Origin of the sequence: Sphaerisporangium sp. NPDC005288, from assembly GCF_040607475.1 — a bacterium.
Taxonomy (GTDB): Bacteria; Actinomycetota; Actinomycetes; order Streptosporangiales; family Streptosporangiaceae; genus Sphaerisporangium; species Sphaerisporangium rhizosphaerae.
Genome location: NZ_JBEXGT010000002.1, coordinates 109,743 through 136,215, shown reverse-complemented (window position 1 = coordinate 136,215; position 26,473 = coordinate 109,743). Strand labels below are relative to the sequence as shown.

28 protein-coding genes are annotated in these 26,473 nt (G+C 72.4%); 11 read left to right on the top strand and 17 right to left on the bottom strand.

Going from position 1 to position 26,473, the window contains the following annotated elements:
• Positions 1 to 39: 39 nt before the first annotated feature.
• Positions 40 to 1,380 (top strand): M20/M25/M40 family metallo-hydrolase, encoded by a 1,341-nt coding sequence (locus ABZU32_RS02570; RefSeq protein ID WP_354916116.1) that lies wholly within the window; start codon positions 40 to 42, stop codon positions 1,378 to 1,380.
• Between the two features lie 132 nt (positions 1,381 to 1,512).
• Here ABZU32_RS02570 and ABZU32_RS02565 read toward each other — a convergent pair whose 3' ends face one another.
• The 3 genes from ABZU32_RS02565 to ABZU32_RS02555 form a co-directional block, all read right to left on the bottom strand.
• Positions 1,513 to 2,754 (bottom strand): pectate lyase, encoded by a 1,242-nt coding sequence (locus ABZU32_RS02565; RefSeq protein ID WP_354916113.1) that lies wholly within the window; start codon positions 2,752 to 2,754, stop codon positions 1,513 to 1,515.
• An 89-nt stretch (positions 2,755 to 2,843) separates the two neighbouring features.
• A complete protein-coding gene (locus ABZU32_RS02560) occupies positions 2,844 to 3,857 on the bottom strand; it encodes a right-handed parallel beta-helix repeat-containing protein (protein ID WP_354916110.1) in 1,014 nt (337 codons plus the stop codon).
• Between the two features lie 350 nt (positions 3,858 to 4,207).
• On the bottom strand, positions 4,208 to 4,657 hold the full coding sequence (locus tag ABZU32_RS02555) for a universal stress protein (RefSeq protein ID WP_354916107.1): 450 nt from the start codon (positions 4,655 to 4,657) through the stop codon (positions 4,208 to 4,210).
• Between the two features lie 121 nt (positions 4,658 to 4,778).
• Between ABZU32_RS02555 and ABZU32_RS02550 the strand changes: the two genes are divergently transcribed.
• On the top strand, positions 4,779 to 5,435 hold the full coding sequence (locus ABZU32_RS02550) for a PadR family transcriptional regulator (RefSeq protein WP_354916104.1): 657 nt from the start codon (positions 4,779 to 4,781) through the stop codon (positions 5,433 to 5,435).
• Positions 5,436 to 5,704: 269 nt separating this feature from the next.
• Positions 5,705 to 6,610 carry an alpha/beta hydrolase gene (locus ABZU32_RS02545; RefSeq protein WP_354916101.1) on the top strand — a complete coding sequence of 302 codons (906 nt, stop codon included), beginning with the start codon at positions 5,705 to 5,707 and terminating at the stop codon, positions 6,608 to 6,610.
• Between the two features lie 161 nt (positions 6,611 to 6,771).
• Here the strand turns inward: ABZU32_RS02545 and ABZU32_RS02540 are convergent, their stop codons facing one another.
• Positions 6,772 to 7,173, bottom strand: coding sequence for a YbaB/EbfC family nucleoid-associated protein (locus ABZU32_RS02540; protein ID WP_354836695.1), 402 nt, complete (start codon positions 7,171 to 7,173; stop codon positions 6,772 to 6,774).
• A gap of 28 nt (positions 7,174 to 7,201) precedes the next feature.
• Positions 7,202 to 7,576 (bottom strand): YbaB/EbfC family nucleoid-associated protein, encoded by a 375-nt coding sequence (locus ABZU32_RS02535; protein WP_354836697.1) that lies wholly within the window; start codon positions 7,574 to 7,576, stop codon positions 7,202 to 7,204.
• A 166-nt stretch (positions 7,577 to 7,742) separates the two neighbouring features.
• Here ABZU32_RS02535 and ABZU32_RS02530 point away from each other — a divergent pair, with 166 nt between their 5' ends.
• Genes ABZU32_RS02530 through ABZU32_RS02520 form a run of 3 tightly spaced genes read left to right on the top strand, consistent with a single transcriptional unit; the run spans position 7,743 to position 9,191 of the window.
• On the top strand, positions 7,743 to 8,072 hold the full coding sequence (locus ABZU32_RS02530) for a hypothetical protein (protein ID WP_354916099.1): 330 nt from the start codon (positions 7,743 to 7,745) through the stop codon (positions 8,070 to 8,072).
• Positions 8,063 to 8,947 (top strand): DUF4258 domain-containing protein, encoded by an 885-nt coding sequence (locus ABZU32_RS02525; RefSeq protein WP_354916097.1) that lies wholly within the window; start codon positions 8,063 to 8,065, stop codon positions 8,945 to 8,947. Before ABZU32_RS02530 ends, ABZU32_RS02525 begins: the two co-directional genes overlap by 10 nt.
• A gap of 7 nt (positions 8,948 to 8,954) precedes the next feature.
• Positions 8,955 to 9,191, top strand: a complete 237-nt coding sequence (locus ABZU32_RS02520) for a DUF2283 domain-containing protein (protein ID WP_354836703.1) — start codon at positions 8,955 to 8,957, stop codon at positions 9,189 to 9,191.
• Between the two features lie 69 nt (positions 9,192 to 9,260).
• Here ABZU32_RS02520 and ABZU32_RS02515 read toward each other — a convergent pair whose 3' ends face one another.
• Entirely contained in the window at positions 9,261 to 10,232 is a 972-nt protein-coding gene (locus ABZU32_RS02515; RefSeq protein WP_354916095.1) for a pyridoxal-phosphate dependent enzyme, read from the bottom strand.
• 75 nt (positions 10,233 to 10,307) lie between these two features.
• Here ABZU32_RS02515 and ABZU32_RS02510 point away from each other — a divergent pair, with 75 nt between their 5' ends.
• Both ABZU32_RS02510 and ABZU32_RS02505 read left to right on the top strand, forming a co-directional pair.
• Positions 10,308 to 11,192, top strand: coding sequence for a LysR family transcriptional regulator (locus tag ABZU32_RS02510; RefSeq protein ID WP_354916092.1), 885 nt, complete (start codon positions 10,308 to 10,310; stop codon positions 11,190 to 11,192).
• Between the two features lie 61 nt (positions 11,193 to 11,253).
• Positions 11,254 to 11,892: a LysE family translocator gene (locus ABZU32_RS02505; protein ID WP_354916089.1), complete on the top strand. Its 639-nt coding sequence runs from the start codon at positions 11,254 to 11,256 to the stop codon at positions 11,890 to 11,892.
• Between the two features lie 9 nt (positions 11,893 to 11,901).
• On the opposite strand, the gene ABZU32_RS02500 is transcribed toward ABZU32_RS02505, so the two are convergent.
• Positions 11,902 to 12,414, bottom strand: coding sequence for a MarR family winged helix-turn-helix transcriptional regulator (locus ABZU32_RS02500; protein WP_354836711.1), 513 nt, complete (start codon positions 12,412 to 12,414; stop codon positions 11,902 to 11,904).
• 135 nt (positions 12,415 to 12,549) lie between these two features.
• Between ABZU32_RS02500 and ABZU32_RS02495 the strand changes: the two genes are divergently transcribed.
• Positions 12,550 to 13,620 (top strand): alkene reductase, encoded by a 1,071-nt coding sequence (locus ABZU32_RS02495; RefSeq protein ID WP_354916086.1) that lies wholly within the window; start codon positions 12,550 to 12,552, stop codon positions 13,618 to 13,620.
• A gap of 115 nt (positions 13,621 to 13,735) precedes the next feature.
• Here the strand turns inward: ABZU32_RS02495 and ABZU32_RS02490 are convergent, their stop codons facing one another.
• The 3 genes from ABZU32_RS02490 to ABZU32_RS02480 all read right to left on the bottom strand — a co-directional run bounded on the left by ABZU32_RS02490 (position 13,736) and on the right by ABZU32_RS02480 (position 15,325).
• Complete coding sequence (locus ABZU32_RS02490) at positions 13,736 to 14,578, bottom strand: SMP-30/gluconolactonase/LRE family protein (RefSeq protein ID WP_354916083.1); 843 nt, start codon at positions 14,576 to 14,578, stop codon at positions 13,736 to 13,738.
• Positions 14,579 to 14,807: 229 nt separating this feature from the next.
• The gene (locus ABZU32_RS02485; RefSeq protein WP_354836717.1) at positions 14,808 to 15,128 is read right to left on the bottom strand and encodes a multidrug efflux SMR transporter; all 321 of its coding nucleotides are present in this window, start codon (positions 15,126 to 15,128) and stop codon (positions 14,808 to 14,810) included.
• Positions 15,125 to 15,325, bottom strand: coding sequence for a hypothetical protein (locus ABZU32_RS02480; protein WP_354916080.1), 201 nt, complete (start codon positions 15,323 to 15,325; stop codon positions 15,125 to 15,127). The genes ABZU32_RS02485 and ABZU32_RS02480 overlap by 4 nt, the downstream gene beginning before the upstream one ends.
• A 147-nt stretch (positions 15,326 to 15,472) precedes the next feature.
• On the opposite strand from ABZU32_RS02480, the gene ABZU32_RS02475 reads away from it, so the two are divergent.
• Positions 15,473 to 16,081, top strand: coding sequence for a TetR/AcrR family transcriptional regulator (locus ABZU32_RS02475; protein WP_354916077.1), 609 nt, complete (start codon positions 15,473 to 15,475; stop codon positions 16,079 to 16,081).
• 67 nt (positions 16,082 to 16,148) lie between these two features.
• Here ABZU32_RS02475 and ABZU32_RS02470 read toward each other — a convergent pair whose 3' ends face one another.
• The 5 genes from ABZU32_RS02470 to ABZU32_RS02450 form a co-directional block, all read right to left on the bottom strand.
• Positions 16,149 to 17,735, bottom strand: a complete 1,587-nt coding sequence (locus ABZU32_RS02470; RefSeq protein WP_354916074.1) for an acyl-CoA synthetase — start codon at positions 17,733 to 17,735, stop codon at positions 16,149 to 16,151.
• A gap of 115 nt (positions 17,736 to 17,850) precedes the next feature.
• A complete protein-coding gene (locus ABZU32_RS02465) occupies positions 17,851 to 18,999 on the bottom strand; it encodes a thiolase domain-containing protein (protein ID WP_354916071.1) in 1,149 nt (382 codons plus the stop codon).
• A 2-nt stretch (positions 19,000 to 19,001) separates the two neighbouring features.
• Positions 19,002 to 20,039 carry a thiolase domain-containing protein gene (locus ABZU32_RS02460; RefSeq protein ID WP_354916068.1) on the bottom strand — a complete coding sequence of 346 codons (1,038 nt, stop codon included), beginning with the start codon at positions 20,037 to 20,039 and terminating at the stop codon, positions 19,002 to 19,004.
• A gap of 13 nt (positions 20,040 to 20,052) precedes the next feature.
• The gene (locus ABZU32_RS02455) at positions 20,053 to 20,940 is read right to left on the bottom strand and encodes an OB-fold domain-containing protein (protein WP_354916629.1); all 888 of its coding nucleotides are present in this window, start codon (positions 20,938 to 20,940) and stop codon (positions 20,053 to 20,055) included.
• Positions 20,941 to 21,037: 97 nt separating this feature from the next.
• Positions 21,038 to 22,582, bottom strand: a complete 1,545-nt coding sequence (locus ABZU32_RS02450) for an acyl-CoA synthetase (protein WP_354916065.1) — start codon at positions 22,580 to 22,582, stop codon at positions 21,038 to 21,040.
• 197 nt (positions 22,583 to 22,779) lie between these two features.
• On the opposite strand from ABZU32_RS02450, the gene ABZU32_RS02445 reads away from it, so the two are divergent.
• The gene (locus ABZU32_RS02445) at positions 22,780 to 23,595 is read left to right on the top strand and encodes a crotonase/enoyl-CoA hydratase family protein (protein WP_354836731.1); all 816 of its coding nucleotides are present in this window, start codon (positions 22,780 to 22,782) and stop codon (positions 23,593 to 23,595) included.
• A gap of 76 nt (positions 23,596 to 23,671) precedes the next feature.
• Here the strand turns inward: ABZU32_RS02445 and ABZU32_RS02440 are convergent, their stop codons facing one another.
• Together ABZU32_RS02440 and ABZU32_RS02435 are read right to left on the bottom strand one after the other, a co-directional pair.
• Positions 23,672 to 24,856: a damage-control phosphatase ARMT1 family protein gene (locus ABZU32_RS02440; RefSeq protein ID WP_354916062.1), complete on the bottom strand. Its 1,185-nt coding sequence runs from the start codon at positions 24,854 to 24,856 to the stop codon at positions 23,672 to 23,674.
• 219 nt (positions 24,857 to 25,075) lie between these two features.
• Positions 25,076 to 26,191 carry a nitronate monooxygenase family protein gene (locus ABZU32_RS02435; RefSeq protein WP_354916059.1) on the bottom strand — a complete coding sequence of 372 codons (1,116 nt, stop codon included), beginning with the start codon at positions 26,189 to 26,191 and terminating at the stop codon, positions 25,076 to 25,078.
• Between the last annotated feature and the right edge of the window lie 282 nt (positions 26,192 to 26,473).

The window sequence follows — 26,473 nt, the reverse complement described above, 5'->3', positions numbered from 1 at the left end:
GTCGAATCAGAACTCAGCCGATACGGGGAACAGACAGCCGTGACTCCTGATCAGATCGAGAACGCCGTAGCAGCCGAGATGCCGAGGGCGGTGGAGGAGCTCACCCGGCTCGCCGCCATCCCCTCGGTCGCCTTCCCCGGTCATCCCGAGGAGCCGGTGTACGCGGCGGCCGCGATGACCGAGGAACTGCTGCGCGGCACCGGGCTCGCGCAGGTCCGGCAGATCCCGGTCGACGGAAGCTTCCCCGCCGTCTACGGCGAGGCGCCCGCCCCGCCCGGCGCCCCGACCGTGCTGCTGTACGCGCACTACGACGTCCAGCCCGCCGGGGACCCCGCGCTTTGGCGCACGCCCCCGTTCGAGCCGACGTTCGTCGACGGCGCCCTGTACGGCCGCGGCGTCGCCGACGACAAGTCGGGCGTGCTGGCGCACGTCCTGGCCCTGCGGTCCTTCCAGGGCCGGTTCCCCGTGGGCATCAAGGTCATCATCGAGGGCCAGGAGGAGTACGCCGGCGAGCGCCTGGAGGAGTTCGTCGAGCGCAACCCCGAGCTGCTGCGCGCCGACGCCATCATCGTGGCCGACACCGGCAATCCCAGCGTGGGCGACGCGACCGTGACGACGTCGCTGCGCGGGATGGCGGCCTTCACCGTCGAGGTACGCACCCTGGCCGAGTCGGTGCACAGCGGCTCGTTCGGCGGCGCCGCCCCCGACGCGCTGGCGGCGCTGATCCGCATGCTGGCCTCGTTGCACGACGAGAACGGCGACGTCCGGGTGCCCGGGCTGCCGCGCGGGGTCTTCCTCGGCGCCGGCCCCGCCGAGGAGGAGTTCCGGGCGACCGCCGGCGTGCTGGACGGGGTGTCCCTGGTCGGCTCCGGCTCGCTGGCCGACCGCCTCTGGGCCTCGTACGCGATCACGGTCACCGGGCTGGACGTGCCGTCGGTGCAGGGGGCGATCAACGCGGTCCAGCCGGTGGCGCGGGCCCGCGTCACCGTCCGCGTCCCCCCGTCCGGCGACCCCAAGACCGCCGCGAACGACGTGGCCGAGCACCTGCGTCACGCCGCGCCCTGGGGGGTGGAGGCGTCGGTGACCGACCTGGTCCTCGGCTCGGGGTTCCAGGCCGACGGCGGCGGCCGGGCCAGGGCCGCGCTCGACCGGGCGATGGAGCGCGCCTTCGGCCGGGCGCCGCGCGACATCGGCTCGGGCGGCTCGATCCCGCTGGTGGCCACGCTGCTCAAGCAGTACCCGGCGGCCGAGATCCTGCTGTTCGGCGCCGAGGACGACGGCGCCGCCATCCACGCGCCGAACGAGCGCCTGGTCATCGAGGAGCTGCGCCGCGCCGCCACCGCCGAGGCCCTGTTCCTGGCCGACTACGGCGCGATCTGAGCCGTTCGAGCCTTCGAGCCGTCCAGCCTTCGAGCCCTTCGAGCCCTTGGGGCACGTGGGGCCTGGCATTCACGGTGAACGGCGGAGCCCCCGTGCCGGCGCGGCACGGGGGCTCCTGCCCTTTGCGGGGCATCACTTGTAGGTGATGTCCGAGGACGAGTAGATGCAGTTCACGCCGTCGGCGCCGCTGCCGATCTTCGTCGGCTCGCTGCCCTTGGGCACGCCCTTGTACTTGTCGCAGATGCTGGTGCTGCTCGCGCTGCCGTAGACGGTGATGTTGCTGAACCGCGCGGTGTCGCCCCAGTTGGTGTTGATCCCGGCCAGCACCTTGGTGCTCTGGGCGACGATGCCGTTCATCACCACGTGGCGCTGGTAGGAGCTGGAGCAGTTGCCGCACGCCCGGTACAGCTTGCCGGAGCCGCCGACGAAGAAGTTGCTGATGTGGACGGTGCCCGGGCCGTTGTGCTGGAACACCTTGTCCGAGGCCGACTTGGCGCCGCCGCCGGTGACGTAGTAGTCGTTGCCGCCGAGGAAGGTCGCGGCGTCCTCGCCCACGTCCTCCCACCAGACGTTCTGGATCGTGCAGTTGCCGTTGCAGTGGATGCCGTCACCGGCCGGCGCGCCGATGATGACGTTCTTGATCGTCGAGCCGGCCGCCAGCTCGAACACCGGGTCCTGGCTCTCGCTCTGGCCGCCGTCACCGATGCCGTAGTAGCGCTTCATCCCGCCGTCGAAGGTGCCCGACACCTGGATGGTGGCGTCGACCTTCACCGACCCGCTCGGCGAGGGGAAGGTCGGGATGGTGCCGCCGCCGCCACCCGTCGGGGTGGGCGTCGGGGTGGGGGTCCGGGTGGGCGTGGCCGTCGGAGTCGGGGTCGACCCGGCCGGCGCCAGCCTCCACTGCTTGCTGGTCACCGAGTCGCAGGAATTCTGCTGGATGAGCGCGCCCGGGCTGGTCGAGCTGTCCTTGACGTTCAGGCACTTGCCGCCGTTGGCGTTGACCACGCGGTAGTTGGACCCGGACTCGGTGAGCTGCCAGGACTGCGAGGAGGCTCCCGAGCAGCTCTCCAGTTGCACGGCCTTGCCCGCGGAGGTGCTCGCGTCCTTGACGCCCGCGCACTTGCCGGTGCCGCCGGGCTTGAGCGTGACGCCGCCGCTCGCCGAGGCGAGCGTCCAGATCTGGTTGCCGCCGCCGCTACAGGACGACTGGACCAGCTGGGTGCCGTCGGAGCCGCCCGGCGCGTCCAGGCACAGCCCGCTTCCGGCGTTGACCAGGGTGTAGGAGCCGGAAGTCGGCGCCGCGGCGGCCGCCATGCCCGCGCCGGTGACGCCCGCCACCAGCGCGACGCCGGCCGCGACGGTCAGGACGAGCATTCTGCCCGTCCTCCTCGTCCTCATGATGAGGCTCACGTTTGTTCTCTCCTTGTTTCTGTGACCGCTGGGTCCGGTTCGCACGAACGGCGTCAGACGCTGATCTTGCCGGCGCCGGCGCTCGCGGTGACGATCGACTTGACGTTCGACGCGGTGTCGAGCGAGTAGGAGTAGGGGATGGAGGCCACGCTGCCGCCGGCGTCCCCTGAGCCCGAGTTCACGAAGTAGTTGTTGCGGGCCACGAGGCTGCCCGGCCCGGACGACGCCTCGCCGCGGTGGAACGGGTCGGCGGTGTTCTCGAAGTAGTTGCCCTCGACCAGGACGCCCGCGCCTTCGGTGGAGGCCACGCCGTAGCCTCCACCGGATCCGACGTTGCGGTAGTAGTTGTTGTAGACGTGCACCGGATTGCCGAAGCGCACGCGCGGGTGACGCTGGTTGGTGCCGTCGAAGAAGTTGTGGTGGTAGGTCACGCGCAGGTGGCCGACGTCCTCGGAGGCGTTGTCGTCGCTGTGGCCGAGCAGCATGGTCTTGTCGTGGTTGAAGAAGCGGTTCCAGGACACGGTGACGTAGTCGCTGGAGCGCTTGATGTCGATGGCGCCGTCGTAGCCGTGGCTGAGGGTGTTGTGGTCCAGCCAGACCCGGGTCGAGTACTGCACGTTGATGCCGTCGTCGTTCCAGTCGCGGAAGGTCAGGTTCCGGATGATCACGTTGGACGCCTTGGTCACGTTGAGGCCGCAGCCGACCAGCGTGGCTCCCGCGTTGCCCAGGACGGTCTTGTTGGAGGCGACCTTGAGCATGCCCGAGCAGGAGATCGTCCCGGAGACGCGGATCACCGCGGCGCTGGACGACGACAGCGCGGAGGTCAGCGCCGAGGCGCTGGAGACGTTGGTGGGCGAGAGGTTCCCGCCGCCGGTGGTGCCGCCGCCCTGGGTGGCCCAGCCGACCAGGTCGGTCGGGGCGGCCATCGCGGCCTGGAGCGCGGCGCCCGACGCCGGCGCCGCGGAGGCGGGCACTCCGGTGACGATGCCGCCGGCCAGCGCCACACCTGAGGCCGCCGCCAGGGCGAGCACGGCGCCCGCCCGCCTTCTGTTCACGATCACGCCCACGATCACTCCTCGGGGTTCGTAGGGCTCGCCATACTGTTCACATATGTGTATGGCGTACATGTAAGCGAACGAGTTGAAGGTAAAAATCGCCCTCATGGCTGTCAACCCGCCTGGTGAGGACGCGGAAAGTCTTTCTCGTTGGGAAATGCCGGCCACGGCCTCCTAGCTGGGCGGTCGCCGATTCCTCATCTTGGGATCTGTTTCACATGTGTGAACGGCTTGAAACGTTCAGCGAACGGCTCGCCGAGGATCACGGGCGCGGGTCAGAGACGTGGATCACCGGCCCGGGCCGAAGGCGCGAGTACGGCCGCGGGTCGGGGCACACGTCGGGGCACGGGCCGGGGCGCGGGTCAGGGGACGACGGTGACCGGCCAGCGGCCGGCGCGGACCAGGCGGACGGCCACCGAGCCCATCAGCCGGTGGCCGGCCTGGGCCGAGGAGCCGACGACCACGGCGTCCGCCCTGACCTCGTTCGCGACGCGGATCAGGACCGAGGCGGCGTCGCCGCGCTCGATGCGGAAGGTGTGGCGCACCCGCGGCTGGATCGACTCGGCCACCTTGGCGAGCCGGTCGCGCAGTTCGGCGCCCGCCTCCTCCTGCGCCTGAATGGCGCTGACGGAGGCGTCGGGGATGAGCGAGGTGATCGGGCTGGTGACCACGACGTAGACGAAGATCAGCTCAGAGCCCTGGCGGCGGGCGAGCCCCCAGGCGTAGGCGGTGCCGCGCATGGAGGTCTCGGAGCCGTCGACCCCGACGACGATCACCTGCGGACCGTCGGCGCCGATCTCGAAACCGCTCATGCCGCGAGCTTACGACCCGCCCCGGACACGGTCGCAGGCGGAAGGGGTCTTGTCACCGGCACAGCCGCCGCCGTATGCTCGTGAACGAGTAATCGTAGACGAATAGAGGAGGGGTCACGCGGTGGCGAAGCGGCGCAAGGTCGGCAATCTCTTGGCCCTCGCCATCCTGGGCACCGTCGTGCAGCGGCCGATGCACCCCTACGAGATGGCCTCGATGCTCCGGGCGCGGGGCAAGGACCACGACATGCGGGTCAAATGGGGCTCGCTCTACACGGTGGTGCGCAATCTCGAACGCCACGGCTTCCTGGAGGCGGTCGAGAGCACCCGGCAGGGCGGCCGCCCCGAGCGCACCGTCTACCGCATCACCGACGCCGGGCAGGAGGAGATGCGCGACTGGACCCGCGAGCTGCTGTCCGATCCCGAGCCGGAGTGGTCGAGCTTCCAGGCCGGGCTCTCGGTGATGGGGAGCCTGCCGCCCGACGAGGTGGCCGGGCTGCTGCGGCGGCGCCTGCGCCTGCTCGCGGAGGAGACCGCCACCCGGCGCGAGGCCCTGGACCACGACCGCCAGGACGTCCCCCGGCTGTTCCTCATCGAGGACGAGTACGAGCTGGCCGTCCGCGAGGCCGAGGCGGCCTGGGTGAGCGCGCTGCTGGAGGAGCTGACCGCCGGCTCCTTCCCCGGCCAGGCCGGGTGGCGGGACTATCACCGGACGGGCCGCATACCGCCCGACCTGGCCGAGATCGCCGAAAGGGGCAGCACGGCGGACCCGGACCGATGACGCACGACCAGAAGACGCACGACCGAATGACGCACGACCGAATGACGCACGACCGAATGACGCACGACTGACGACCATGACGCCCGGCGGGGTGCGGGAACACCCCGCCGGGCTCGACCTCGAACCGAGACCCGTGGCGACGGAACCCGGCCGCAAGGTGGCAACCGCAAGGATAGCTGGGCTCCCCCGCATGGGCCGGTTCGCACGCATGCCGACCGAGACGCGCCGGGACCGGATCCTCCGGTCCCGCGCCGACCATGGGAGAGACCATGTCCGACGCGACGACCAACCCGAGAACGACCGGCCCGACGACGACCACCGTGACCACCGGCTCGGTGACCTCAGCGGACGGCACCACCATCGGCTACCGGCGGCTCGGCCGCGGTCCCGGCCTGGTGCTGCTCCACGGCGCCATGGAGTCCTCCGTCAGCCACATCGAGCTGGCTCAGGCGCTCGCCTCCGACTTCACCTGCTACCTGCCCGACCGTCGCGGGCGGGGGCTGAGCGGCCCGCACCGCGAGGGGCACGGCCTGCGCACCGAGGTGGCGGACGTCGCCGCCCTGCTGGAGGAGACCGGCGCCCGGCTGCTGTTCGGCGTCAGCTCAGGCGGCGTCGTCGCCCTGCGCACGGCGCGGTCGGTTCCGGCGGTGACCAGGGCCGTCGTCTTCGATCCGCCGCTGCCGATCGACGGCTCGCCGTCCCTGGCCTGGCTGGCGCGGCACGAACGGGAGCTGGCCGAGGGCAGGACGGCGGCGGCGCTGGTCACCGGCATGAAGGGCACGCAGATGGGGCCCAAGGTGTTCGACTACGTCCCCCGCCGGCTGCTGGAGGCGCTCACCACCAAGCTGATGGCGCGCGAGGACGGCGACGCCGGGCCGGACGACGTGCCCTTCCGCGCGCTCGCGCCGACGCTGCGCCATGACGTCCGGCTGGTCGCCGAGCAGAGCCGCGAGCTGGAGGACCTCAGGGCCACGCGCGCCGAGATCCTGCTGCTCGTCGGCGGCAGGAGCCCTGCGTACATGCGGGTGGCCGCCGATGCCCTGGCGAAGGTGCTGCCGCACGCCGAGCGGGCCGAGCTGCCCGGGCTCGGCCACAGCGCGTCGGGCAACGCGGCCCGGCGCGGCGCCCCGGAGCGGGTCGCGCCGGTGCTGCGCCGTTTCTTCACCCGCGCCTGACCATCGGCCGGGCGCTCCCGGGCCGGACCGCGGCCGGGCCCTTCGACCCGGTCGCGGCAGGTCGTCCCGAGTCCTGACCGGTCGTCCCGAGTCCTGACCGGTCGTCCCGAGTCCTGGCCGGTCGCGCCGGGTTGTGGCCGGTCGTGCCGGATCCCGGCCGGTCAGGGGCGGTCGAAGTAGTCCAGGATGCGGGCGTACTGCTCCTCGATGGCCTCGACGTCGGACGCGCCGGCCGGGAGCACCTCTCCGAGCGCCTCGTTGAGCAGTTCCCGGCCCTTGCGCTCGGCGTCGTCCTGCGCACGGTGGACGGCGGCCAGCAGTTCCTCCGCCAGCGACCCGCTGTCCAGGCGCATGGCCCGCCGGGTGATCGCGATGTCCCGCACCAGCCCGTCGGAGCCCGTGACCACCTTGATCTGGCCGTCCGCGGCCTCGCCCTCCCCGGTGATCGCCTCCAGTTCGTGCTGCCCCTCCTCCACCCACGCGAGGATGCGGGCGGCACGCTCGGCGTCCTTCTCCAGCTCGCCGTCCCGCCAGTTGGCGGGGTCGGCGTCCAGCCTGTCCATCGATCACTCCTTGCCGGCGCCCCCGCCGTCACTCGATCTCGCGGGCGACCTGTTCGACCCGGCGCCGCACGAACCGCTCGTCGAGCGGCTCGGGGAACCCCTCGGCGGATTCGCGGGCGCGCTCGATGATCTCCTCCGAGGCGCGCACGGCCGACCGCTGCGCGTCCTGGACGGCCCTGAGCGCCTGTCTGCCCAGCTCGTCGGGGTCAAGGCGCATGACGCGCGGGTCGAACCGGACGTCGGTGAGCCGTCCCCTGCCGTCGGACACGACGCGCACCAGGCCACCCGCGCCCTCCCCCTCGCCGGTGACCCGCCCGATCGCGGCCTGCGCCTGGCGCAAGCCGCGCATCACCTCCTCGGTCTGGCGGACGATCCGCTCCAGATGCTCGAGGTCATCGGACACCACACGCTCCCTCACCCGGCGCCGGAACGCGGGGACGGCGCCATTGGTGAGGATGGTACCGGCGAGAAGGGCGCTGATCGGTACCAATGACCGCCGTAAACGCCAGATGTCGGGATTCGCAATGGAATGTGGCGCAATCGTGGCCGATCATGGCTAGCCTGCGACCATGGAACGGGGATTCGACATGGCCCACGGGGCTCTTTCGGCGTCCGGCTCCCACCTCCGGGCGCACGGGGAAGAGTACGCGTCGGCGGTGCGGGGACTGCTGGAGAACGACCCCCGGTCATGGGGGGACGACGGGCTGCTGAGCCCGCTCATCTCGGCCTACGCCGAGTGCAAGAACACCGCGCTCGCCACCTACACGCACATGGGCCAGGTGATCACCGCCACCGGGGACGGGCTCTCCACCGCGAGCGGGCGGGTCTCGTACGCGGAGGACGACCTGGTGGGCGACATGGCCGGACTGGACGGGGACCTGGGCGTCACATGGACGTGATGCTTCCGCCCTGGGCCTCCGGCATGCTCAACATGGCCGGAGTCCCCTGGCCCAACATCAGCGAGAGCAAGATCCGCCACGAGGCGGACTCCTGGCGCCGGCTCACCGCCCAGTCGGCGGCCTCCTCCGAGGGCGCCGACCAGGTGGTCCGCACGACCGGGGCCGACTACAAGGGCGCGTCCGCGACCGCACTGGCGGGCCACTGGGAGAAGACCGGCGGCACCGGCCACCTCGGGCTGGCGACGAGGGCGAGCTCCTACGCGCCCGTCCTGCTCGACGGCACGGCCACCGTCGTCACCGGCACGAAGATCGCGGTGATCTCGCAGGCCGCCGCCGCCACGGTCAAGCTCGCGACCAGCATGCTCGCCGGCGGCCCGCTCGCTCTCGGCACCGCCACGGCCACCGTGCTCGCCACGCGGGCCGCGATGGGGAGGATCCTGCGCGAGGCCGGCGAGGGCGGCGCCCGGGTGCTCGCCCCCGGCCTCGCCCGCAAGGTCACCGAGCCCCTGGAACGCATCCTGCGCAACGCCCGCGGCCCGATGGGCGGCGCCCCCGCCCTGGCCGGCGCCGGCGGGCGCCTGGGCGTGCGGGGCGCGGCCCGGGTGCCGGGACGCGAGGCCGGCAACCCGCTCGACGACCTCATCATGAAGATGGGGAAGAAGAAGGGCGGGAGCGGGGGCGGCACCTCCCGGCACGCCTCGCAGCGTCAGGGGCAGCGAGGCATCAGCGACGACATGGTGCAGCAGGCGATCGCGACGGGGAGGAAGAAGCCGGGCCGGACGTCCGACACGGTCGTCCACGAAGGCAACAAGATCGGGGTCGTCGTCAACAAGCACACCGGGAAGATCGTCACGACCTTCTGGAAGAGGAAGTAGGAGCCAGTTGCGCATCGAATACGAGCAGGAGAACGACGTCGCGTACGTCTACCTGGTCGACCACATCGACGAGGGGGAGGCCTCGGTCCAGGTGCCCGTGGAGGACGAGGACCTGCGCGGAGACGTCATCCTCGACTTCGACGCCCAGGGCTTCCTGCTCGGCATCGAGATCATCGGGGCCTCCCGGGTGCTGCGGCCGGAGCTCCTGTCCGCCGCGGCCGGTGAGGACGCCGCCCCCTCCTGAGCCACCGGTTCAGGAGGGGAGCCGGTCGATCTCGACCGACGCGCACGCGCCCCCTCTGGAACCACCGGTTCAGGACGGGAGCCGCTCGATCTCGGCCGGGCCGGCGTTGGCGCCCGTGCAGACGACGGCGACCTTGCGCCCGGTGAACCGTTCCCTGACGGCGAGCAGCCCGGCCAGGGCTGCGGCACCGGCCAGTTCGGCCAGGGTGTGGGCCTTGGTGAGCAGCAGGCGCTGTGCGGCGCGCAGGTCATCGTCGTGGACGAGCAGGAAGTCGTCCAGCCCGCGCATCAGCTGTTGCGGGAGGGCGAAGGACGAGCCGGTCGCCAGGCCTTCCGCCACCGTCTGGACCGGCCGCCCGGCGGGCTCGCCGGAACGCCAGGCGTCGTGGGCGGCGGGCGCCAGCGACGACTGCACGGCGATCACGCGACAGCGCGGGGCGACAGCGCGGGCGACCAGGCAGGCCGCGGCGGCGCCGGTGCCCGAGCCCACCGGGACGAAGACGGCGTCGAGGTCCGGCTGCCGGGTGAACATCTCCAGGTAGAGCGTCCCGACGCCCGCGATCAGGTCCGGGTCGCCGGCCGGGCTGATCAGCCGGTCGCCGCGCTCCTCGGCGAGCGCTCGCGCGTAGGCGCCGGTCTCGACCATCGTGGCGCCGCGGATCTCGACCGCCGCGCCGAGGGCCTCCACCGCCGCCACCTTGGCCGGATTCGGGTTCTCCGGCATGACGACGGTGCAGGGAACCCCGGAGATCCGGGCCGCGTACGCGATCGACTGGGCGTGGTTGCCGGTGGAGTAGGTGAGCACCCCGGCCTTCTCCGCGCCGGCCGGCAGGTGGGCGAGCAGGTTGAGCCCGCCGCGGACCTTGAACGCGCCCGTCGGCTGGGCGTTCTCGTGCTTGACGTGGATCTCGGCGCCCACGTGCGCGTCGAGCACGGGGTAGGACCACATCGGCGTCGGCGGCAGGTGCGGGGCGATGGCGCGGGCGGCGCGCAGGACGTCGGTGAACGACGGCGGCGCCGGAGGACAGGACACGATCGGCATGGGCACCACCCTGTCCCGCGCGCTTTCATAGGTCCAATGCCAATGCGCGGCACGATCCATAGATATGGTTGATGGATGCTCGACATGCTGCGGCTCCGCGTCCTGGACGCCGTCGCCCGGCACGGCTCGGTGACGGCCGCCGCCCGCGAGCTGCACTACTCCCAGCCGTCGGTCAGCCACCACCTGGCCCGGCTGGAGGCCGAGACGGGGGCTCGGCTGGTCCAGCGGGTGGGCCGGGGCATCAGGCTGACCGAGGCGGGGCTGGTCCTCGCCGACCGCGCCGCCGAGATCATCGGACGGCTCGACTCCGCCTCGGCGGAGCTGGCGGCGCACGTCGGCCTGCGCGCGGGCCGCGTACGCCTGGCCGCGTTCCCCTCCGCGCTCGGGACGTTCGTGCCCGCCGCGGCCGTACGCCTGTCCCGGGAGCATCCCGGGCTGGACCTGCGCCTGGTCGAGGCCGAGCCGCCGCAGGCCCTGGCCATGCTGCGCGCCGGCCAGGTCGACGTGGCGGTCACCTTCCGGTACGCCACCGCTCCCCCGCCCACCCCGGCCGATGAGGACGGCGTCCGGCTGACCGCGCTGTTCGACGACCCCGGCTTCCTGGTCACCCCACCCGGGACCGCCGCGGACGGCTCGCCGGCCGCGTACGCCGGCGCCAAGTGGATCAGCGGCTGCGACCGGTGCCGCGGCCATCTGCTCGAGCTGTGCGCCGCGGCCGGCTTCGTACCCTCGATCGCCTTCACGACCGACGACTACGTGGCCGTTCAGGCGATGGTCGCGGCCGGGCTCGGGGTGACCGTGCTGCCCGGCCTGGCGCTGGCCGCCCACCGCCACCCGGACGTGCGGACGAGCGCCATCCCCGGCTCCACCAGGCACGTCTTCGCCGCCACCTACGGTGAGCCGCCGGAGCCCCCGGCCACCGCGGCCCTCCTGGCCGCCCTCGCCGACGCCGTTCCCTGAGGCGGCCCGGGGGACGGAAATCGATGGACCTGGGGGCGGGATGATTCCTACCATCGGCGACATGCCATCCATGACCGCGCTCGCCGTCTTCACCGCGGCGACGCTCGCCCTGTTGCTCGTCCCGGGACCCGCCGTCGTCTACATCGTCACCCGCAGCGTGGCGCAGGGAAGGGCCGCCGGGCTGGTGTCGGTCGCGGGCATCCACGCGGGCTCGGTCGTCCACGTGGTGGCCGCCGCGCTCGGCGTCAGCGCGCTGCTCGCCGCCTCGGCCACCGCGTTCACCGCGGTGAAGTACGCCGGCGCCGCGTACCTGCTCTACCTCGGTCTGCGCAAACTGTTCGCCCGGACCGGCGCGCTCGCCAAGGAGGCCGAGCCGGTCTCGCGCTCACGCATGTTCGGCGAGGGCTTCGTGGTCAACGTGCTCAACCCCAAGACGGCGCTGTTCTTCCTGGCCTTCCTGCCGCAGTTCGTGGACCCGGGACGCGGTCCGGTCGCGCCGCAGATCGTCCTGCTCGGGCTGATCTGGATCGCCCTGGGCATGGCCAGCGACGGCACTTACGCGCTGCTGTCGGCCGCCCTCGCCGGCCGGCTGCGCCGCTCGTCCATCGCCGCCCGCCGCCTGGACGTGGCCAGCGGTCTGGTCTACATCGGCCTCGGCGCACTGGCGGCCTTCTCCGGCGACACCGGCCGCAAGGCCTGACCTCCAGGGTCAGCCGGTGTGCAGGGCGCAGCCGCCTTCGCCGTACGCCGCCTCATGGCAGAGGTTGGCCTCGACCCTCGCCAGGAGCCGGGAGAGGGCGGCGCGCTCGGCGGCGTCCAGCCCGGCGAGCGTGCGCTCCTCCAGGGAGGACCAGGCGTCCTCGATCTCGGCCTTGAGCGCGCAGCTGGCGTCGGTGGCCTCGACCAGCACGGCCCGCCGGTCGGCCGGATCGGGGCGGCGCCGGACATGCCCGGCCTGTTCCAGGCGCTGGAGCATCTTGGTGACCGTCGACTGGTCGAGTTCGAGCAGCTTGATCAGCTCGGACTGCCGCACGGCGTCCCTGGCCCGCCACAGATGCATCATCAGCATTTCTTGCCCGGGGTACAGGCGGGTCTGCCTCAGAGCCTTGCCCGCCGCCATGCGGTGCAGCCTGAACACCCTGGCCAGGGTGCTGGTGACCGGGCCACCGCCTTCAGGACCGTGACAGGCCCTGTCGCTGTGGGCGGGCACCTCCGACGTCATGGCGCAAGCTTATCTCCCGACCATTACTTGGTCGGCCAAGGAATGTACTAAGGTGGCCTTCATTCCGTTGCTTGGTCGACCAAGGAACTGTGGGTAATTACTTGGTCGGCCATATAGCCATCGAGGAGTCCCCCCATGACGACCGCCTTCGATCCCATCGACCTGTCGGGCCTCAAGCTGGCGAACCGGCTGGTCATGGCGCCGATGACGCGCAACCGGGCCTTCGGGCCGGGCAACTCTCCCACCGGCTCCACCGTCCGGTACTACACCCAGCGCTCGACGGCCGGGCTCATCGTCACCGAGGGCACCCAGCCCTCGGTGGTCGGCCAGGGCTACATGAACACGCCCGGCCTGCACAGCGAGCAACAGGTCGCCGCCTGGCGGAAGGTCACCGACTCCGTGCACGCCGCCGGCGGCACGATCTTCGCCCAGCTCATGCACAGCGGCCGCATCGGCCATCCCGACCTGCTGCCGGACGGGCTCGTCCCGGTCGGCCCCTCGGCGATCGCCGCGGAAGGCCAGGCCTTCACCCCCGAGGGCCTGAAGGACTTCGTCACCCCGCGCCCGCTGACCTCCGGCGAGATACGCCAGACCATCGCCGACTTCGCGGCGGCGGCCCGCAACGCGATCGAGGCCGGTTTCGACGGGATCGAGCTGCACGGCGCGAACGGCTACCTGATCCACCAGTTCCTGGCGCCGGGGACCAACCACCGTACCGACGAGTGGGGCGGCGGCGTCGAGAACCGCATCCGCTTCGCCGTGGAGACGGTCCGGGCGGTCGCCGCCGAGATCGGCGCCTCGCGCACCGCCATCCGCCTGTCGCCGGAGGTACCGTTCAACGGCATGGCCGCCGCCCACCCCGACCCCGAGCCGACCTACCGGGCGCTGCTCGCGGAGCTGGAACCGGCCGGCCTGGCCTACCTGCACCTCATCGAGCACGACCGCGCGTTCACCGCCACGGTGCGCGAGCTGTTCTCCGGCCCCCTCGTGCTCAACGTCAAGAGCACCGGGCACACCCCTCCCGAGGAGATCAAGGTGGTCGAGGAGGGCGTCGCCGACCTGGTCTCCTTCGGCGGCCTGTTCATCGCCAACCCCGACCTCCCTGCCCGCCTCAAGGCCGGCGGCCCCTTCACCACCCCCGACCCGGCCGTCTACTACGGCGGCGACGACACCGGCTACATCGACTACCCCACCCTGCAAGCCTGACCTTCCACGCGGCGACGCCACACAAGGCATGGCCCGAGCCTCGGCCCGCTTCGCGCAATCGGCGCTCGGGCTCCGACCGCTTGAGTGCTTCAGCCGCGCGCTTGTCGCTCGGAGGTCAGGGCCGGTCGGCGGCGGGGGTGGTCACCTGGGTCGACAGGACGCGGCCGGTGCCGGGGGCGACTAGGTCTGGCAGGCCTCGCCATTCGGCCGCGACGATGAAGAGCGTCGAGCGGTCCGGGCCGCCGAGTTCGCAGGCGAAGGCGCCGCGGTCGAGCTCGATGGTCTCGGCGACCTGCCCGCCCTCGCGCACGCGTACGCAACGCCGGTGAGGCACGTCCGCGTACCAGACGGCGTCCTCCGCGTCGGCGCAGATGCCGTCGGGGGCGGCGTCGCCGAGGTCCGCCCACACCCTGGCGCCCGAAAGGCCGCCGTCCGGCTCGATGTCGTACGCCATCAGCTTGTGGCCGTAGGAGTCGGCGACGATCAGGGTGGAGCCGTCCCCGGTCACGGTCATGCCGTTGGGGAAGGCGATGCCGTCGGCCACCTGACGCGCCGAGCCGTCGGGGGCGACGTGCACGACGTTCCCGGGGGCGAACTCCGCTCCGGCGAGCATGTCGAAGCCGACGCGGTTGAGGTAGATGTTGCCCCGGCCGTCGATCACGATGTCGTTCCAGCCGCGCGCGAGGCCGGACAGGTCGGCATGGGTCACGAGCGAGCCGTCTTGCTCCAGGCGCAGCAGCAGCCCCCGCGCGGCGTCGACGATCAGCATGCGCCCGTCGGGGTCGAAGGCCGTGCACAAGGGAAGCGAGTCGACGCGCGCGACCACCTCGTGCGCGCCGTCCATGCCGAGCGCGAGCACCTCGCGCGCCGTCCAGTCGGAGAAGTACAGGCGGCCGTCGTGCCAGCGTGGCGACTCGACCAGCCCGAGGCCGGTGACCCAGGTGCGCGGTTCTGACATGAAGACTCCCTCAACGTCGGTGTGGGCGAGCTGGGCGAGATGCCCGCGGACGGCGACGCACGAGGGCGTGCGCCGGTCCTCCTCGGGCTGGCCTCGGTACACAGACGAACGGGGAACCCCCGGATCGACATCGCCGTACCGACGATGCACCGCCGCACCGACAGATCACCGGAGATCACCGCGATCACCTGGATCGACTGGATCACCCAGATCACCCAGATCACCGAGGCTAGCCCGCGGTGACCAGGCGCGCGAGGATGACGCCCGCGACGATGAGGGCGAGCGCCGCCAGCCGCCCGGGGGTGAGCGGGTCGTGGTCGACGATCACACCGAGCGCGATGGCGCCGACGGCGCCGATGCCGACGAACACGGCGTAGGCGGTTCCGGCCGGGATGGTGCGCATCGCGAGGGTGAGAGGGTAGACGGCCGCGACCGCCAGCGCCAGGCACAGCACCGTGGGGAGCACCCGGGTGAAGTTCTCGGTCGGCTTGATGCTCCGCGACCAGGCGACCTCCAGCAGGCCGGCCGTCACCAGCCAGACCCAGCTCATCGGGACGCCGCCTCCGCCTCGCCGGGCGCCTCGCCGGGCGCCTCGCCGGGCGCTTCCCGGCCGCCGGCGGGAGTCGTACGCGGGTGTTCGCGGGGGTGTGGCGGCATGCCCGGCTGCTCGATGGCGTCACAGCCGTGTGGCGACAGCCGCACTCCTGCCTTGCGAGCGCCGACGACGGTCGATGCGAGCCCGGTCATCGTCTTCCTCTCCGGAAAAGTGGACACCTTGTCCGATTGTCACCACGGTACCGGACAACCGGACACGCCGTCCACTTGCGGAGGCGGCGCGGCGGGTTTGCTAACGTTGCCGGCGGAGAGCGCCGCTTCGAGGAAGGGACCGGCCGGGTGAGCACCGCTGACCTTCCCGTGCTGGGCCAGTCCGGCACGTTCGCCGAACGCGCGGACGCGGCCCGCAACCGCCGGCGCATCCTGGCCGCCGCCGCGGAGCTGTTCGCCGCCCCACCGGCCGGCGGGGTCACCATGGAGGCGGTCGCCCGCGCGGCGGGGGTGGGCCGCGCCACGCTCTACCGCCGCTACCCCGATGTGGCCTCCCTCGCCCTGGCGCTGCTCGACGAGCACGAGCGCCGGCTCCAGGAGCACATCCTGCGCGGCGATCCGCCGCTGGGCCCCGGCGCCCCACCGGCCGAACGGCTGGTCGCCTTCTACGCGGCGATGGTGGGCCTGCTGGAAGAGCACGCTCCGCTGGTGCTCGGCGCCGAAGTGGGACGGTCGCGCTTCGCGCCGGGCTCCTACCGCTTCTGGAGCAGTCACGTGCGGGTGCTGCTCGTCGCGGCCGGCACCGAGGACCCCGAGCCGCTGGTCGACGTCCTGCTCGCGCCGCTCGCCCCGGAGGTCTACCTGCACCAGCGGTACGAGCACGGCTACCCGGCCGAGCGGATCATCGCCGCGCTGACCCGGCTGGCCGAAGGCGTCCTCGGCCCGGCCGCGCCCTGACGGGCGGGTCCCCACCAGCACGTGGCGGGTGGTCCCACGCGGCATGGCGGGGGACGTGGGTGAGTGACTACGACGTCTCGGTGACCACCTGGCGGGCCCAGCGGTAGTCGGCCTTGCCGGCGGGGGTGCGGACCATGTGCTCGACGAAGGCGTACGTGCGGGGCACCTTGTAGCCCGACAGCTTCCCGCGGCAGTGGGCGTCGAGTTCCTCGGCGGTGAGCCGGGCGCCGTCGCGGGGTTCGACGACGGCGGCGACGCGGCTGCCCCACCGTTCGTCGGGGACGCCGGTGACGACGGCGTCGAAGACGGCGGGGTGGCCCTTGAGCACGGCCTCGACCTCCTCGGGGAAGACCTTCTCGCCGCCGGTGTTGATGCACTGCGAGCCGCGCCCGAAGACCAGGATGGTGCCGTCCTCCTCGACGCGGGCCAGGTCGCCGGTGAGCAGCCAGCGGATGCCCGCGGCGTCGGTGACGAACGTCCGCGCCGTCTTGTCCGGGTCGTTGTAGTAGCCGAAGGCGATGTCGCCGGCCTTGGCGACGGTGCCCATCTCGCCCGAACCCGGCACGACCGGGCGCAGGTCCTCGTTCAGGACGGCGAGGGTGGCGGTGGCGTTGGGCTTGTACTTCAGGCCCGACTCCGGGGAGGAGCCGGCGACGGCGGAGGCGGTGTAGCCGGACTCGGTGGAGCCGAAGCTGTCCATGATGATCACGTTGGGCAGCAGTTCCTGTAACCGGTCGCGCACGGCGCCGGTGAGGATGGCGCCGGTCGAGCTGAGCACCATCAGCGACGCCAGGTCGTAGCCGCCGGCGGCGATCTCGTCGGCCAGGGGCCGGGCCATGGCGTCGCCGGTGATGTTGACGGTGAGGACCCTCTCGCGTTCGATGGCGCGCAGCACCTCGGCGGCGTCGAATTTGCGCGTGTACACGACGGTGGCGCCCATCCACCAGGAGATGAACGTGGCCATCTGCGCCGCCCCGTGCATCAGCGGCGCGGCGGGCATCATGATGATCGGGTTGGAGCTCACCGCCGTCTCGATGACCTGGCCCGGCTCCTTGTGCGGCTCGCCGTAGGGGTTGCCGCCGCCGAAGGCCATGAACAGGTCCCTGGTGCGCCACATGACGCCCTTGGGCATGCCCGTCGTCCCGCCGGTGTAGATGATGTAGAGGTCCTCGCCCGACCGCCGGGGGAAGCCCTCCCGCCCGTCCGGCCGGCCGATGACGGCCTGCTCGTAGGGCACGGCGCCCTCGACGCGCGACCGGCCGCCGACGGCCACCAGCGTCTCCAGCTTGGCGCACTTCGGCGCGGTGGCGGCCACCCGGTCGTCGAACTCGGTGTCGTACAGCAGCGCCACGATGTCGGAGTCGGTGTAGAGGTACAGCAGCTCGGACTCGACGTATCGGTAGTTGACGTTGACCGGCACCGCCCTGATCTTCAGCGTGGCGAGCAGCGCGGCGATGTACTCGACGCCGTTGTACATCTGGATGCCGACGTGCCGTCCCGGGCCGACGCCGCGTTCCATCAGGAAGTGCGCGAGGCGGTTGGCGTGCGCCTCCAGCCCGGCGTAGGTCAGGCGTGCCTCTCCGCAGACGACGGCCACGCGGTCCCCGATCGCGTCGGCCAATCCCTCGAACAGGTCGGCGTGGTTGAACTCCATCGGGGACTCCTCACAACTGGTCGCCGGCGGCCCTCACTGCTTGCCCCCCGATGTGCTCGCTCCATGGTGGCCCCGAACGGGCTCACGGCTCATCCCCCGGCATGCGGAGCGCCTTTCACGGCTTGTCGCTTCCGACGATCCACATGGCGAAGAACTGCGCGCCGCCCCCGTAGGCGTGGCCGAGCGCGCGGCGCGCCCCCTCGACCTGGTGCTCGCCCGCCTTGCCTCTGACCTGCAGAGCCGCCTCGGCGAAGCGGATCAGCCCGGACGCGCCGATGGGGTTGGAGCTGAGCACGCCCCCGGAGGCGTTCCAGGGGATGTGGCCGGAGAGCGCCGTGGCGCCGGACTCGGTGAGCTTCCACCCCTCGCCCTCCCCCGCGAAGCCGAGGTTCTCCAGCCACATCGGCTCGTACCAGGAGAACGGCACGTACACCTCGGCGACGTCGATCTCGCGCAGCGGGTCGGTGATCCCGGCCTGGCGGTAGACGTCGGCGGCGCAGTCCTTGCCGCCCTGCGGGTTCACGGTGTCGCGGCCCGCGCGGAAGATCGGCTCGGAGCGCATGGCGCCGCCGTGGATCCACGCCGGGGTGCCGGTCACCTTGTCCTCGGCGGCCAGCACCATGGCGCAGGCCCCGTCGGAGGACGGGCAGGTATCCAGGTAGCGGATCGGCTCCCACAGCATCGGCGTGGACTCCACCATCCGCCGGTCGATGCCCGGGATCCTCAGGTGCGCGTAGGGGTTCTTGAGCGCGTTGAGCCGGTCCTTGACGGCGACGAGCGTGCCGATGTGGTCGGGGGCGCCCGAACGGCGTATGTACTCGCGGATGTGCGGCGCGAAGTACCCCCCGGCGCCGACGACCAAGGACGCGGTGAACGGCAGGTGGGTGGACAGCGCCCAGGTGGCGTTGGACTCCGACTGCTTCTCGAAGGCGACCACGAGCACGCGGTCGTGCACGCCGCCCTGGACGAGCGAGGCGCCGACCAGCGCGGTCGAGCCGCCGACGCTCCCCGCGGTGTGGACGCGGGTGACCGGCTTGCCCGCGGCGCCGAGCGCGTCGGCGAGGTAGGCCTCGGGCATCATGACGCCCTCGAACAGGTCGGGCGCCTTGCCGATGACGACGGCGTCGATGTCCTTGAAGGTCAGCCCGGCGTCCTCTAGGGCGCGCAGCGCGGCCTCGCGGACCAGGCCGGCGATGGAGACGTCGCGGCGTTTGGTCTGGTACTTGGTCTGGCCGACCCCGATGACGGCGCAGCGGTTTCCCATGGTCAGGCCTCCAGGACGGTGACGAGGTTCTGCTGGAGGCACGGCCCGGAGGCGGCGTGGGCGACGGCGCGGCTCGCGGCGCCGTCCATGACGCGCCGCGCGGCCTCGCCGATGCGGATGAGCCCGGTCGCCATGACGGGGTTGGCGGCGAGCGGGCCGCCGGAGGGGTTGACGACCGTGCCGGGCGGCAGCCCGAGCGCCTCGCGCAGGATGACCTCCTCGTGGCTGAACTGGGCGTGCAGCTCGGCCACCTCGACGGGTCCCTTGCCGACGCCCGCGGCCCGGGCCGCGTCGGCGGCCGAGACGGACCGGGCGAGGTCGCGCATGCCGAGGTAGTGCGGCTCGGCGCGGTGGGCGATGCCGGTGATCCACGCGGGGCGTTTCCCGAGTTGCTTGGCGAGGTCTCCGGCGGCCAGGACGATCGCCGCCGCGCCGTCGGTGATGGGCGCGATGTCGCTCGCGCGCAGCGGCCGCACGTCGTACTCGTCGTCACCGGGACCACCGGAGTCACCGGGGTCGGGCAGGTCGAGCGCGTACGGGTTGGCCCGGCCGTCGGCGCGGCTGCGCCGGACGATCTCGCGCAGTTCGGCGGGCGTGGCGCCGACCGCGTCCGCCTGGAGTGCGGCGTAGGAGACCTGGTCGAGCCCGAGCGGCGCCAGGTAGTAGGGGTCGAGCTGGAGCGTCATGATCTCGCGCAGGTCGCCCATGGAGGTCTTGCCGTAGCCGTAGACCAGCGCCGAGTCGACGTCGCCGTGCTGCAGTCGCACCCACGCCTCGTACAGGGCCCAGGCGGCGTCCATCTCGACGTGGCTCTCGGAGATGGGCGGCCAGGCGCCGATGGCGTCCAGCGCGGACACGAACGAGAACGGCGCCCCGGCCAGGTAGTCGCAGCTTCCCGAGCAGGTGAAGCCGAACCGCGTCAGGCCGGTGCGCTCCTTGACCTCCTGGATGACGGGCCCGATGAGCTCGGGCTCGTTGAGGCCCTGGTCCTCACCGGTGTGCCTCGTCTGGGCGAACGCGATGACCGCCACCTCACGCACGCGGACCTTCCCCTCACAGCCGGACGTCCGGCTCGCCCGTGGGGGCGAACCACCTGATGTTGCTCATCGACATGGTGCGCTCCTCGGGGGGCACCCAGACGGCCTTCACCCGCATGCCCTGCCGCACCTCGTGGGCAGGGACGTCGCCCATCAGCGCGATCATGGGGACGTCGGCGCCGTCGAGCAGGATGTAGGCCGACACGAACGGCACCTGCGGGGCGCGGGGGTCGGGCAGGTTGTTGATGGCGAAGGTGGTGACGGTGCCGGTGCCGGGCAGCACGACCTCCTCGGCGATGGTCGAGCCGCACTCGGGGCAGGAGGTGCGGTAGGGCACGTAGACCTTGTCGCAGCGGGCGCAGCGCCCGGCGATGAAGATCCCGTCCCGCACGCCCTCGAGGAAGCGGGTCAGCGAGCGGCCGGGCTGCACGCGGTACTCGCTGCGGACGTGCGCGGTGATCGTGGTGACCTCGGGCACGAAGCAGGCGATGTCGGTGATGTGGCCGGCGCGCTCGCCATCCGGCCGGAACCGGGGCCGTACGCGCAGCCCGGGGCGCATGGCCTTGGCCGTGCCGGCGTCGACGGCGTGCACCAGCGCGGTGTCCGCGCCGTCCAGCTTGACCAGGGCCCAGGCGAACGGCCGGTCGAGGGGGTGCCCCTTGCGGGGCGTGCCCACCCAGGCCCAGCTCTGGACGGTGCCCGCCGGGCCGACCTGGACGTACTCCTCGGTCACCGCTTCGCCGGTCGCCGGGTCGTACTCCAGCGGCGGCACCAGGACGCGGCCGTCGGCGGTGCGCACGCCGACGATGCGCCCGTCGCGCAGCTCGGTGAGAAAGCGGCCGATCACCGGGCCGGTGGTGCGGGTGTACCCGCCGGGGAACTCCAGCACGTGCTCGGCGACCAGCGGCACCGGCGGTGCCACCGGGCTCTGCAGGGGCGGCAGGCCCCCGGGATGCGCGGTCCCGGGCGTCGCGGTCTCGGGCTTCCCGGGGAGGGGCCCTTCAGATGGCACGGTCTCGGCCCTCCCAGTACGGGTCGCGGAGCTTGCGTTTGAGGAGCTTGCCGTTCGGCTCGCGCGGCATCTCGGCGATGAAGTCGATGGTGCGCGGCCACTTCATGCGGGCCAGCCGGCCCTCCAGCGAGCGCAGGATCTCCTCGGCCAGCTCGGGCCCCGGCGCGACGCCCGCCGCCGGCTCGACGACGGCCTTGATCTGCTCGCCCCACTCGTCGTCGGGGATGCCGAAGACGGCCACGTCGGCGACCTTGGGATGGACCATCATCTCGTTCTCGATCTCCGCCGGGTAGATGTTGGCGCCGGCCGAGATGATGACGTCGGCCTTGCGGTCGCAGAGGTACAGGAAACCCTCTTCGTCCAGGTAGCCGATGTCCCCCACGGTGAAGTGGTCGCGCAGGCGGCCCGCCTCGGTCTTGTCAGGGTCGCCCTTGTACTCGAAGCGGACCCCGGCCATCTTCATGTAGACGGTGCCCGGGGTGCCGGTGGGGACCGGGCGCAGGTCGTCGTCCACGATGAGCAGTTCGCTGATCGGCCAGGCCGAGCCGACCGTGCCGGGATGCTTCTTCCACGCCTCGGGGGTGGCGATGGTGCCGCCGCCCTCGGTGGCCGCGTAGTACTCGTAGACGCAGTCGCCCCACCAGTCGAGCATGGCCCATTTGACCGGGACGGGACAGGGCGCGGCCGCGTGGATCATCCACTTCAGCGAGGACAGGTCGTAGCGGTTCCTGACCTCGTCGGGCAGGGCGAGCAGCCGCTTGAAGTGGGTCGGCACCATGTGCGAGTTGGTGACGCGGTGCTTCTCGCACAGCCGCAGCATCTCCTCGGCGTCCCACTTGTCCATGTAGACGAGCGTGTGCCCCATGTGCAGGGCCGTGCCGCCGAACTGCGTGACCGCGGTGTGGTAGTTCGGCGAGGTCACCAGGTGCGCGTTCGGCGGGCCGGGCGTGATGCCGAACAGCGAGAGCAGGAACGTCATCAGCTCGGCGCCGTCGTCGGGGTCCAGGCCGCTGAGCGGACGGCGGACGCCCTTGGGCCTGCCGGTCGTCCCGGAGGTGTAGTGCATGGTCGCGCCCGCGGTGCGGTCCGGCGGCGGCGCGTCCGGGTACCCGGCGGTGAGGTCGTCCACCGTGCGGAAGCCGTCGATGCGCCCGAAGGAGAACCGGCGGCCGGCGTCGATGGCCTCGGCGCCCCGGGACCCCTCCTTGGCGTAGCGCTCGTGGACGAACAGCGCCTTGGCCTCGCTGTCGGCGACGATGTAGGCGATCTCGGGCCCGGTCAGGTGCCAGTTGATCGGCGTGTAGTACCAGCCCGCCTGGAGCGCGGCCAGGTAGAGCGTGAGGCCGTCGGCGCCGTTGGGCACCAGGCCGCACACGCCGTCCCCGGCCCGCAGCCCGAGGCCGCGAAGGGCGTGGACCAACCGGTTCGCGCGGGCGAGCAGCTCGCCGGCGGGGTGTGGCGTGCCGTCGGGGTCCACGGCGGCGATCCAGCCGGGATCGGCCTGCGCGAGCCTCCAGAAGCCTAGCGAGCCCATGGGAACTCCCTTGTCCGGTTGCGCCGTACCTTCCCGGATGCGCCGAAGTGAAGCACGTTCTCGGTTTCCCGACAACCCTGGCGTTACGGCAGGTTCACGAACAAGAATCTGTTCTAGTTCGCAGCGGCAGACTAACCCCGGACGGCCGCGTCGAACAAGCGCTTGATAGGACCGCTCAGCCCAGGAAGGTGTCCTCCATGGAGCTCCTGCCCATCAGCACCCAGCACTGCCGGGTCGAGCGGGACGGCCACGTCGTCATCGTCACGATGGACCGCCCGGAGGCCAGGAACGCCCTGTCCACCGACATGCTGGTCGGGCTCGCCGACGCGTGGGCCTACATCTCCGCCGAGCCGGAGGTCCGGGTGGGCATCCTGACCGGCGCGAACGGCACCTTCTGCGCCGGCGCCGACCTCAAGGCGATGGGCGCGCCGCCCGCCGACGAGCGGGTGGCCCGGCGCGCCCAGGAGATCCCCGACGTGCACTGGAAGGGCCTGCTGCGCGACGGCGACGCGCTGCCCGCCAAGCCGATCGTCTGCGCGGTCGAGGGGTACGCCGTCGCGGGCGGCACCGAACTGCTCGTCGGCACCGACCTGCGCGTGGTGGGCGAGTCGGCCACGCTGGGCCTGTTCGAGGCCAGGCGGGCGCTGTTCCCCATGGGCGGCAGCGCCGTCCGGCTGCCGCGGCAGATCCCCTACGCCTTCGCCATGGACATCCTGCTGACCGGCAGGCCCGTCACCGCCCAGGAGGCGCTGACGATGGGCCTGGTCAACCGGGTCGTCCCGGACGGCCAGGCGCTGACGGCCGCGCGGGAGATCGCCGACCAGGTCGCCGCCTGCGGCCCGCTCGCCGTGCAGGCCATCCTGCGCGCCTACCGCGACACGCTCGGCATGCCCGAGCCGGAGGCCCTGAAGGTCTCCGACGCCATCGGCTGGCCGGTCATCGGCTCCCAGGACGCCAAGGAAGGCTCACGCGCCTTCCGCGACAAACGCCCCGCCGTCTACCGCGGCGAATAGCCACCGGCCCCGATGACCGGCCCCGACGGCGGCGGCCGTACCCGCGGGCCAGGGGCCGCCGGGAGCGCCGGCGACGTCAGGGGCGGCCCTGGATGGTCGCGTGGGTGCCCGAGGTGCGCCACGAGCGCCCGGAGGCGTCCAGGGCGGCCGACACCGCCTCGTCCACGCCGACGAGCACGTCGGACTTCAGGGTGCGCAGCGCGACGACCGGCCCGGGGAAGTAGGAGGTGACGGCCGCGAAGGGGGTGGCCGACGGCCAGAACCGGTCGCCGACCAGCCTGCGGTAGTTGAGGTCGCCCTTGGTGATGGTGAGAGCGGCCGAGGCGAACTCCTCGCGCAGGTCGTCCGGCATGTCGCTGTAGGGCAGCGGCGCGCAGGAGAAGGGGTGGGCGCGCAGCGCGAGGCGTCCCGCGCCCATCGCCCGCCAGAGTCTTTCGCCGGTCTTGCCCGCCTGCCCGGGGGCGCCGGCCAGCCGCCGCAGGGACGCCGCCACGTCGGCCGGCGTGGCGTCGGAGACGAAGTACGGCTGCGGCTTGACGTGCAGGACCACCTCGGCGGCGAGCCCCCGGTCGAGCAGGTGGTCGATCAGCACCAGGTCGGGCAGCAGCTCGCGCCCGGCGTTGTCGGCGAGCACGCAGACCTTGCCCGGCGCCCGGTCGCGCAGCAGCGACCACAGCAGCGCGCCGTCGTCCACGACCAGCTCGCCCACCGGCCCGGGCCCGCCCGTCGCGGTGATCGCGTGCGACAGGTCGGCGCGGTTGCCCCACAGCGACCCCAGCAGCACCCCGGCGGCCCGCTCGTGCTCGGGCAGCGTGGCGGCGTGGTCGAGCGCGGCCAGCTCGTCGTCGACCGCCGTGCTGTGCAGCTCGGCCTGCTTGGCCGGGCCGAAGGGGTCGACGCCGCGCCACGGGCCGTCCCCGAAGTAGCCGGTGGCCTCCAGCAGCTTGCGGTAGAAGTAGCTCTCGGCCCACAGGAACGGCACGTCCACCCAGCGCCGGCCGATCTTGCCGCGCCCCCACGCGGCCCAGGCGGCGTGGTCGTGGGCCGTGCCGTCGGGGCCGTCGGGGTCGTCGAGCGGCTCCATGACGTCGCGGACGACCTCGTCGAGCAGCGCGTCGAGGGCGCGCAGCCGGTCGGGAGTGTAGGGCAGCGCCTCCCTGACCTGCCGCACCAGGATGGGGTGCCGCTCGCGGAACACGCCCAGGGCGTACGCCCCGGGGACGTTGCCCATGATCTCGGGCGCGTCCATCGCCTCCGGCATCCGCTTCCACCCCTCCGCTCGCCTTCCGCCCAGTAAACCGCACGGCCGCCACCCGCCCGGGAGGCCGGGCCGGGTGGAACGGCGCGCACGGGGATGGGGGCGCGGAAGGATGCGGGCGCGGAGAGGTTCTGCGCGGAGAGGTGCGGCCCGGAGGGGTGCGGCCCGGAGGGGTGCGGCCCGGGCCGGTCGCCCGCGAGGGGCCTCGGCGCTCGACCCGGGTCAGTCGCCGGTGAGGCGTCCCAGGCGTTCGACGGCCTCGACGTACTCCTCGACGAGGTCGAACACCACGTCCTTGGCGGACTTCACCTGGTTCATCGCGCCGATGATCTGCCCGGCGGGGAAGGTGGCCAGCTCGCCTGCGTCGGAATTGCCGATGCGGCGCAGGGCGCCGGAGATCAGCATGAACTGCAGCGGCATCGGCAGCGTTCCCGGCGACTCCGCCGACTCCCAGGCGTCGGTCCACTCGTTCTTGAGCAGCCGCGCGGGCTTGCCCGTCCAGGAGCGGGACCGCACGGTGTCGCGCGAGGTGGCCGCGAGGATCTTCTGCCGGGCCAGTTCGGGGGTGTCGGCCTCCTCGACGGTCAGCCACAGCGATCCGGTCCAGACGCCCTCGGCGCCGAGCGCGATGCCCGCGGCCATCTGGCGGCCCGACCCGATGCCGCCCGCGGCCAGGACGGGAACGTCCACGGCGTCGACGACCTGCGGGATCAGCACCATCGTGGAGATCTCGCCGGTGTGCCCGCCGGCCTCGGTGCCCTGGGCGACCACGACGTCCACGCCGACCTCGACCTGCTTGATCGCGTGGCGCGGGGTCGAGGCGAGCGCGGCGACCTTGACGCCCTTGGCGTGGGCGAGGTCCACGACGTCCTTGGGCGGCGGGCCGAGCGCGTTGGCCAGCAACGCGATCGGGTGCTTGAGCGCCGTCTCGACCTGGGGCCGGGCGGTGGCGTCGGTCCAGCCGAGCAGCACCCGTCCGGCCTCGGCGTCGCCGGAGAGCGGCGGGACGCCGTGCTGGGCGAGCAGGTTCTCGACGAACGCCCGGTGGCCGTCGGGGATCATCCCCTGCAGCCTGGCCACCAGGTCCTCCGGCGAGTCGACGCCGAGGTCGGCTCCGGCGTAGGAGGCGGGCATGACCACGTCCACGCCGTACGGCTTGCCGTCGACGTGGTCGTCGATCCACTTGAGCTCCATCTCGAGCTCTTCCGGGGTGAAGTAGAGGGCCCCGAGCACACCCATGCCGCCGGCGCGGCTGACCGCGGCGACGACGTCCCGGCAGTGGCTGAAGGCGAAGATCGGCAGCTCGATCCCGAACATGTCGGTGACACGTGTCCGCATGGCTCGAATGTACGACCGGCACGGCGGAAACTGCAACGCGTTCTAACAAGAGGTCGTGATCGCACGCGAGGGCCCCGTGGCGCACGGATGATCACGGCGTCGGCCCGCTACGAGAACATGTTCCACGCGCTTGGCTCACCACGCCCGGACTTGCCGAAAGATCGGGCGGGCGGCGCCGTCCACGCCTATTGACCGGGAAGGCGGAGCCGTCCGCGACCGTCGACCGGCCGGGCACCGTGAACGGCGCCGCCATCGCCGCGCCACGACCCACCGACCCGGCGC

Coding starts and splice junctions, on each gene's coding strand:
- ABZU32_RS02565 (WP_354916113.1), bottom strand. CDS start 2,754: ATGCTCGTCCTGACCGTCGCGGCCGGCGTCGCGCTGGTGGCGGGCGTC.
- ABZU32_RS02555 (WP_354916107.1), bottom strand. CDS start 4,657: ATGAGCGGTTTCGAGATCGGCGCCGACGGTCCGCAGGTGATCGTCGTC.
- ABZU32_RS02545 (WP_354916101.1), top strand. CDS start 5,705: ATGTCCGACGCGACGACCAACCCGAGAACGACCGGCCCGACGACGACC.
- ABZU32_RS02540 (WP_354836695.1), bottom strand. CDS start 7,173: ATGGACAGGCTGGACGCCGACCCCGCCAACTGGCGGGACGGCGAGCTG.
- ABZU32_RS02530 (WP_354916099.1), top strand. CDS start 7,743: ATGGAACGGGGATTCGACATGGCCCACGGGGCTCTTTCGGCGTCCGGC.
- ABZU32_RS02525 (WP_354916097.1), top strand. CDS start 8,063: ATGGACGTGATGCTTCCGCCCTGGGCCTCCGGCATGCTCAACATGGCC.
- ABZU32_RS02515 (WP_354916095.1), bottom strand. CDS start 10,232: ATGCCGATCGTGTCCTGTCCTCCGGCGCCGCCGTCGTTCACCGACGTC.
- ABZU32_RS02510 (WP_354916092.1), top strand. CDS start 10,308: ATGCTCGACATGCTGCGGCTCCGCGTCCTGGACGCCGTCGCCCGGCAC.
- ABZU32_RS02505 (WP_354916089.1), top strand. CDS start 11,254: ATGCCATCCATGACCGCGCTCGCCGTCTTCACCGCGGCGACGCTCGCC.
- ABZU32_RS02500 (WP_354836711.1), bottom strand. CDS start 12,414: ATGACGTCGGAGGTGCCCGCCCACAGCGACAGGGCCTGTCACGGTCCT.
- ABZU32_RS02495 (WP_354916086.1), top strand. CDS start 12,550: ATGACGACCGCCTTCGATCCCATCGACCTGTCGGGCCTCAAGCTGGCG.
- ABZU32_RS02490 (WP_354916083.1), bottom strand. CDS start 14,578: ATGTCAGAACCGCGCACCTGGGTCACCGGCCTCGGGCTGGTCGAGTCG.
- ABZU32_RS02485 (WP_354836717.1), bottom strand. CDS start 15,128: ATGAGCTGGGTCTGGCTGGTGACGGCCGGCCTGCTGGAGGTCGCCTGG.
- ABZU32_RS02480 (WP_354916080.1), bottom strand. CDS start 15,325: ATGACCGGGCTCGCATCGACCGTCGTCGGCGCTCGCAAGGCAGGAGTG.
- ABZU32_RS02470 (WP_354916074.1), bottom strand. CDS start 17,735: ATGGAGTTCAACCACGCCGACCTGTTCGAGGGATTGGCCGACGCGATC.
- ABZU32_RS02465 (WP_354916071.1), bottom strand. CDS start 18,999: ATGGGAAACCGCTGCGCCGTCATCGGGGTCGGCCAGACCAAGTACCAG.
- ABZU32_RS02450 (WP_354916065.1), bottom strand. CDS start 22,582: ATGGGCTCGCTAGGCTTCTGGAGGCTCGCGCAGGCCGATCCCGGCTGG.
- ABZU32_RS02445 (WP_354836731.1), top strand. CDS start 22,780: ATGGAGCTCCTGCCCATCAGCACCCAGCACTGCCGGGTCGAGCGGGAC.
- ABZU32_RS02440 (WP_354916062.1), bottom strand. CDS start 24,856: ATGCCGGAGGCGATGGACGCGCCCGAGATCATGGGCAACGTCCCCGGG.
- ABZU32_RS02435 (WP_354916059.1), bottom strand. CDS start 26,191: ATGCGGACACGTGTCACCGACATGTTCGGGATCGAGCTGCCGATCTTC.